Origin of the sequence: uncultured Brachyspira sp. (assembly GCF_944393015.1) — a bacterium.
Taxonomy (GTDB): Bacteria; Spirochaetota; Brachyspiria; order Brachyspirales; family Brachyspiraceae; genus Brachyspira.
The window spans coordinates 22,261-28,935 of record NZ_CALXYQ010000036.1; the positions used below are offsets into that span (position 1 = coordinate 22,261).

The following is a 6,675-nucleotide window of genomic DNA, read 5'->3' on the forward strand; positions in this document are numbered from 1 at the left end:
ATTATAGCATATATAGCTATATTCTTCACATATAACAAAGTTTATATTCAAGAAAAATGCAATAATAGAAATAGAAAACGCAGAATTAGTATTATCCATAGAATTGGAAAAAATATATACTGTTATGTATACATTAAGGGGATATTTTCAAGCTAATGAACCAATATTCGCGAATATAAGAAGAACATTGCAAGATATATTAAAATCAAACGGAAATATATATGACATATTATACGGTAATGAAATACCATATAATAAAAGCGGACTTTTTGTTAATGGAATAACACCTTATCCGGATACTTATGATCAAACTTCAAGACTTTGGTATAAAGGAGCTATTTCAAAAGACGGCATATTTATTACAGAACCGTATGTTGATGCCAATACCGGAAATATATGTATAACATTATCATTGGCAGTATATACAAATAATTCATTGAAAGGTGTTATTGGTATAGACTTCTTGGAAATGAATAATCTATTAACAAAAGTTATAACTGATAATCAAGTAAATCTAGTTGCTTCAGATGGCTTATATATGTCGCATCAAGATAAAAATTACATATTCAATAAACAATATAATATATATAATGAACCTTTATTCAAAGATGCAAAAACTTACGAAGACCCTAAAAAAACTATAATAAGAATTGTAGGAAATGAATGGTATTCTATAAAACCATTAGAAGGAACAACATATAAATTAGTAATACGCGGAAACTTAGATGAAGTTAATGCAAGAATTACAAAAACTATGCTTGCATATCTTTTAATAACTATTATTTTAATAGTTATACAAACTGCTTTAGCATTCTTTGTTGTAATTCCTATATCACAAATGTTGGATAAAGCAATTAAAAGTATAGACCAAATGTCTCAGGGAAATTTTGTTATAGAAAATTCTATTGAAAAGAAAGATGATAAATCAGGCAGCTTAGTTTACTATGTTAATAATATGAAAAATGCTATTAGAAATGTAGTATCAAAATTACAATCAAATTTAACAACTATCAATTCAGAAATTCAAAATATATCATCAAGTACCGAATATTTATCTGACAGAACAAATACTCAAGCAGCTGCTATAGAAGAATTAACAGGTTCTATGCAGTCATTATCAAGTTCTATAAATGGAATAACTTCAAATGCATTAAAAGCAAAAGATAAAAGCGTAAAAATTATGGAAACAACTTCTACTGGTGTTGAAGCTGTTGTAGAAATATCCTCACATATGCATGAAATATCTGAATCAAGTAAGAAAATATCTGAAATAACTAAATTAATTCAATCTATAGCATTCCAAACTAATATATTGGCTTTGAATGCTGCTGTTGAGGCTGCACGTGCCGGAGAACAAGGCCGAGGTTTTGCTATAGTAGCAAGTGAAGTAAGGTCTTTAGCTCAAACTGTAAATGAAGCTGCCACAAATATTACTTCTATTGTAGAAGAAACTGTAAAACGTATTGAAATAGGTAATGAATCAGCTAATAAATCTTCTGCTATACTAGATAATATTAATGCTCTTGTTAAAGAAATGGAAAAAGAATTGCATGATATATCTCAGTCAATAATGCAGGAAGAAGATGGTATTAGCCAAATGAATATAGCAATAAAAGAATTGAATAATATAACTCAAGAAAACTCTAGTTTGGCAACTCAAAACTCTACTTCAAGTTCTGAAATATCTAATATGAGTCAGGATATTATAAGAGAGATAGAGTATTTCAAAGTTATGTAAATACCAAATAATATTGCTAAATATAATCATTAAGATTGAAGTTTATCTAACAAAAAGTCATAAACTTCAATTTTAATGATTTTTTTGTATAAGAAACTATAGTTCCTATTTATATAATTATTACCGCCAATAAAAATTGAATAATACAATTTATTTTATATACTATATAGTATAAATTAAATGGAGATAAAATTATGCTTGAAGTCGGCGCAGCTGTAATTATATTATCTATTGTAATAATATTTTTCTTTTCTTTAAAAAAAACATACTCTACAAAAGAATCAAATACAAATGAAAACAAAACGGATAATTATGAAGAACCTAAAGAACATGAAGAACAGAATAAAGAAGAATTCAAAATAAATGCAATAACAGAACAAAGATTAAAATATATGGATACTGGAAGCATAAAAACAAAAAGAGTTCTGAATATAGAAGAAACGAGAATATTTTATTCTATGGTAAAAATATTAAATGATTATAATGTAAATCCTCAAGTATCTTTCAGAGCTTTTTTAAAAGGTGAAGAAGATACAGATGCTTGGAAAACTTTCAGAGATTTCTATTGTGATTTTCTTATAACATACAAAAGAGGTTCAAAAATGAATGAACCTGCAGCTGTTATAGAATATCATGGAGGAGGACATTTCGGTGATACAGAAGAACAAAGAGAAAAAGTAAAAAATAATGATATGATAAGAGAAAAACTTTTTAACAAAATAGGATTAAAATATTTTATAATAAGAGACTCTGATATAAAAATGGATTCAGGTTTAATAGATGAAGAAAAATTATCTTTACTTTTAAAAGATGTTAATACAATTTTATCAAATACTAAAGAATCATAAAAGGAAATTTTTATTATGGAAAGTTTAGCAGTATTACTTATTTTTATAATACCTATTATTTTATTTTTATTATTTATAGGAAAAATCGATAAACAAAATTACAGAAGACCATTCAGAAGATATTATAAAAGGAAATACCCAAGAAAAGATATAACTAGCCAAAGACTTGAAAATATGGATACTGGCAACATATCAATAAAAAAAATTATGAATATTGAAGAAAGCAAAATATTTTTTTCTATGTTAAAAGTATTTAAAGATTATAATATTTATAAGCAAGTATCATATAAAGCATTTTTGGACGCTGAAGAAGATACAGATATTTGGAAAAGTTATAGAGATTTTTATTCTGATTTTTTAATAACTTATAAGCGAGGAGATAATACAAATAAACCTATAGCTATAATAGAATACGATGGTGCTGGACATTATGGACATACCGAAGAAATGAAAGAAAGAATAAAAAACAATGATATGATAAAAGAGCTGTTAATTAATAAGGCTGGAATGCAGTATTTCATTATAAAAGAGAATGATATAAAAATAGATTCAAAATTTATAGATGATAAAAAATTAGAAAGCTGCTTATCTGATATAATGAACTCAATAAAAAATGATAACTAACTCTATATAAATAAAAATTAGTTATCATTTTATAAATTTTATTAATCTTTATTAGACTTGTTTCAAAACTAAAATAATAAATATTTACACTGTTTAATTTTAAGTGCTTTTTATTTTTGCAGTTGGGGCTTTGCCCCAAACCCCACTTCTTTTGTTGGCACAAAGAAGCAAAAAGACTGCAATTTATCACAAAAGCATAGATTATACAGAATATAAAATATAATACCTTCTTAAAATTATGCTGAAAATTTTTCAACTAATATTGTTAAATAGTTTTTAAATAAGTCTATTATAAAGAGAAAAATATTTTTCCATTTTCCACATTAGAGGTGGCAACCAAAACTTTTACTCTATCACCTAACTCATAAGCCTTTACTTTATCAACATATACGCTTTGCATATCCTGATAAAATCTATAATTAGAACCCACATAAGTAGCCTCAATAAAACCTTCTATTTCCAAACCTTCTATTTCAACATATATTCCTTTTGGAGTGATAGAACTAACCGCTCCATAATACTCATCACCGAGTCTGTCTTTCATGTATCTTGCTGCTTTTATTTGAATGAGATATTTTTCAGCCTTCTTTGAAGTTTTATCAAGCAGAGATAAACTTTCAATAGAATCCTTACATATATTTTTTAACTTTTCATTTATCACATCTTTATTAGATAAAATAGTATCTTTAACTATTCTATGAATGAGTAAATCTGCATATCTTCTTATAGGCGAAGTGAAATAAGTATAATAATCAAGTCCCAAACCAAAATGACTCTTATTAACTATACTGTAAGATGAAGGAGTCATAGAACGAAGAAGTACAGGTATAAGCAAATTTTCTTCAGGTTTTCCTTTCACATTATCAATGAATCCTTTTATATCATAAGTTTTATCAGGATTTTCTTTTAAATTATAACCTTTAGTATGTGCAAGTATTTTAAAATTATTAAATCTGTATTCATCAGGAAGTCCATGATAACGGAATATAACGCCGTCATAATTAGATAACTTCTCAGCTATTTGACTATTAGCAAGAAGCATTAATTCTTCTATTATAGCCATAGATTCTTTTTTCTCTTCTGCATAAAACTCTATAGGCATACCTTCATCATTAAGAACTATTTTTATATCCTGATTTTCAAACTCTACTCCCCTGCCCTCTTTTCTTTTTTTATACAAAATATTTTTTATATTTAAACCATTATCAATAAGCTCTAAAAGCCAATCCTCATCGCTTTCTTCTTTTTTTATAAGCTTCTCAGCATAATCATAAGATAATTTTCTGTCGGATCTTATAACGCTTTTACAAACAGATGAAGATAATATTTCACCTTCATTATTTATATCAAAAATAAAAGTAATAGCAAATCTATCCTCATTCTCATTTAAAGAAATTATATTATTAGACAAAACTTCAGGAAACATATTATAAACTGTATCAATCAAATAAGTAGAATTTCCTCTTGCCCTAGCCTCTAAATCTAAAGGAGAATCAAGTTCTATAAAATGGCTTACATCAGAAATATGAACATACACTTTATAATTATCAGTTTTTTCTATGCTGAAAGCATCGTCCAAATCTTTTGAACTTTCACTATCTATAGTTATTGTTTTTAAATTTCTTAAATCAACTCTGTCATCTTCTATATTTGTGAAATCAGCTTTATTATTAATTTCTTCAGCCAATTTTAAAAGCTCTTCGCTGAAATCCAATTTTATATTATAAGATTTAGCTATGATCTTAGAATCTGATTTAGCATCTTTAGGATCAACATTCACCCTTACAGATTTTACAGTTTTAGGAGCTTCCTCTTTACCTTCTAATTTATTAATATATTGTCTTCCCTCTTTTGTTACTCTAAGTAAATTACCTGCTGTTTTTTCTATATATCCGCTGCTTATAGCTTTTCTTATCAAATTAGTGAGAGATGTTTTTTCTAAAGCTGTTTTTGAATTAAATTTTATAAATATATTATAATCCATTTGATTTTTCATTAATTTTTTTATTAATTCTTCTGCAGTTTTCATTAACACACCTTTAATTAAATTTATAAATAATAATATACTTTTTTTATACTTATTTCAAATTAATGCTTAAAAATATAAATCTTTTAATTACTTTATATGGTAATTTTTATTTTTTAGATTATAATATATATTCAAAATGAAAATAAATAATAGAGAAGAATAAAATTATGAATGAAAATAATATAGTTTCTAAATTAACAAAAATATACGAACAATACGGATACAAGAAAATTAAATTGAGTAAATTTGAAGATTATAATTTATACAACAATTATAAAGATTTTCTTCAAACAGAACATATATTAACATTTATGAATTTAAATGGTAATTTACAGTCATTAAGACCAGACGTTACATTATCAATAGTAAAAAAAGTTTTGAAAGATAATAATAAATACACTAATAAAATTTATTATATAGAAGATATTTATAAAATAGACAGCGTTTCAAATGAATATGAGGAGATTCAACAGGTAGGAGTAGAAATAATAGGAACTCTAAGCACATATTCAAATTTAGAAATAATTAGTATGGCAGTAGATAGTTTAAAATCTATAAATGATGAATATATATTAGAAATATCAAGTATAGATTTTATGTTCGCTTTGATAGATGAACTTAATTTAGATGAAGATAAAAAACTAGAAATACTCAATTTTATATACAGCAAAAATAAACATGATTTAGAAAAAACATTAATAGCTAATAATATAGATGATAAATATAAAAATAATATAATATCATTAATAGACTTATGCGGAAACTATAAAGATATATTAAAAAAAATAGAAAGCATAATAATAAATGATAAAATGCAAAAAGCATACGATGAATTAAAAAGCCTTTCAGCTGTATTTGAAAATTATGATAACTTTGATAAAATTTTATTAGACTTTTCAATAGAAAGTAAATTAGGTTATTACAATGGAATAATTTTTAAAGGATATATAAAAGGCAATAATGATGCTGTATTATCTGGCGGAAGATACGATAAACTTCTTGCGAAATTCAATGCCCATACACAAAATGAAAAAAATAAAAAGAATGCAATAGGTTTCGCTGTTTATATGGATAAGCTATACACAAATGACACAATAAAAAACGAATATGATTTTGATATACTTATACTATATAAAAGCGGCGATGAAAAAATTTTACTAAGCAAAGTACAAAGTTTAATAAAAGAAAATAAGAAAGTAAGAACTGATATATATAGTGATGATTATAATACAGATTATAATTACAGAGAGAAATACATATTTGAGAATGACGTTTTAATTAATTCATAAAAATTGCGAATGCCTGACATTTGTAAAAATGGATGGCTTGTAAATGAGTAATTTTTATTAGCAATAATATAAAAAATTTTACTAAGCAAAGTACAAAGTTTAATAAAAGAAAATAAGAAAGTAAGAACTGATATATATAGTGATGAT

The 6,675-nt window shown here is 25.1% G+C and carries 5 protein-coding genes; 4 read left to right on the forward strand and 1 reads right to left on the reverse strand.

All coding sequences use genetic code 11. From position 1 onward, the window contains the following. Positions 1-124 precede the first annotated feature (124 nt). The 3 genes from Q0K19_RS11280 to Q0K19_RS11290 all read left to right on the forward strand — a co-directional run bounded on the left by Q0K19_RS11280 (position 125) and on the right by Q0K19_RS11290 (position 3,210). Complete coding sequence (locus tag Q0K19_RS11280) at positions 125-1,738, forward strand: methyl-accepting chemotaxis protein (protein ID WP_297247980.1); 1,614 nt, start codon at positions 125-127, stop codon at positions 1,736-1,738. Between the two features lie 194 nt (positions 1,739-1,932). Further along, a complete protein-coding gene (locus Q0K19_RS11285) occupies positions 1,933-2,586 on the forward strand; it encodes a DUF2726 domain-containing protein (RefSeq protein ID WP_297247982.1) in 654 nt (217 codons plus the stop codon). Between the two features lie 15 nt (positions 2,587-2,601). After that, complete coding sequence (locus Q0K19_RS11290; RefSeq protein ID WP_297247984.1) at positions 2,602-3,210, forward strand: DUF2726 domain-containing protein; 609 nt, start codon at positions 2,602-2,604, stop codon at positions 3,208-3,210. A gap of 289 nt (positions 3,211-3,499) precedes the next feature. Here the strand turns inward: Q0K19_RS11290 and Q0K19_RS11295 are convergent, their stop codons facing one another. Next, a complete protein-coding gene (locus Q0K19_RS11295) occupies positions 3,500-5,239 on the reverse strand; it encodes an RNB domain-containing ribonuclease (protein ID WP_297247986.1) in 1,740 nt (579 codons plus the stop codon). Between the two features lie 167 nt (positions 5,240-5,406). On the opposite strand from Q0K19_RS11295, the gene Q0K19_RS11300 reads away from it, so the two are divergent. Next, the gene (locus Q0K19_RS11300) at positions 5,407-6,528 is read left to right on the forward strand and encodes an ATP phosphoribosyltransferase regulatory subunit (RefSeq protein WP_297247988.1); all 1,122 of its coding nucleotides are present in this window, start codon (positions 5,407-5,409) and stop codon (positions 6,526-6,528) included. The last annotated feature ends 147 nt before the right edge of the window (positions 6,529-6,675 follow it).

What these genes read in the sequence shown, in the direction of transcription:
- Q0K19_RS11295 (WP_297247986.1), bottom strand. Translation starts at nt 5,239, where the DNA reads ATGAAAACTGCAGAAGAATTAATAAAAAAATTAATGAAAAATCAAATG.
- Q0K19_RS11280 (WP_297247980.1), top strand. Translation starts at nt 125, where the DNA reads ATGTATACATTAAGGGGATATTTTCAAGCTAATGAACCAATATTCGCG.
- Q0K19_RS11285 (WP_297247982.1), top strand. Translation starts at nt 1,933, where the DNA reads ATGCTTGAAGTCGGCGCAGCTGTAATTATATTATCTATTGTAATAATA.
- Q0K19_RS11300 (WP_297247988.1), top strand. Translation starts at nt 5,407, where the DNA reads ATGAATGAAAATAATATAGTTTCTAAATTAACAAAAATATACGAACAA.
- Q0K19_RS11290 (WP_297247984.1), top strand. Translation starts at nt 2,602, where the DNA reads ATGGAAAGTTTAGCAGTATTACTTATTTTTATAATACCTATTATTTTA.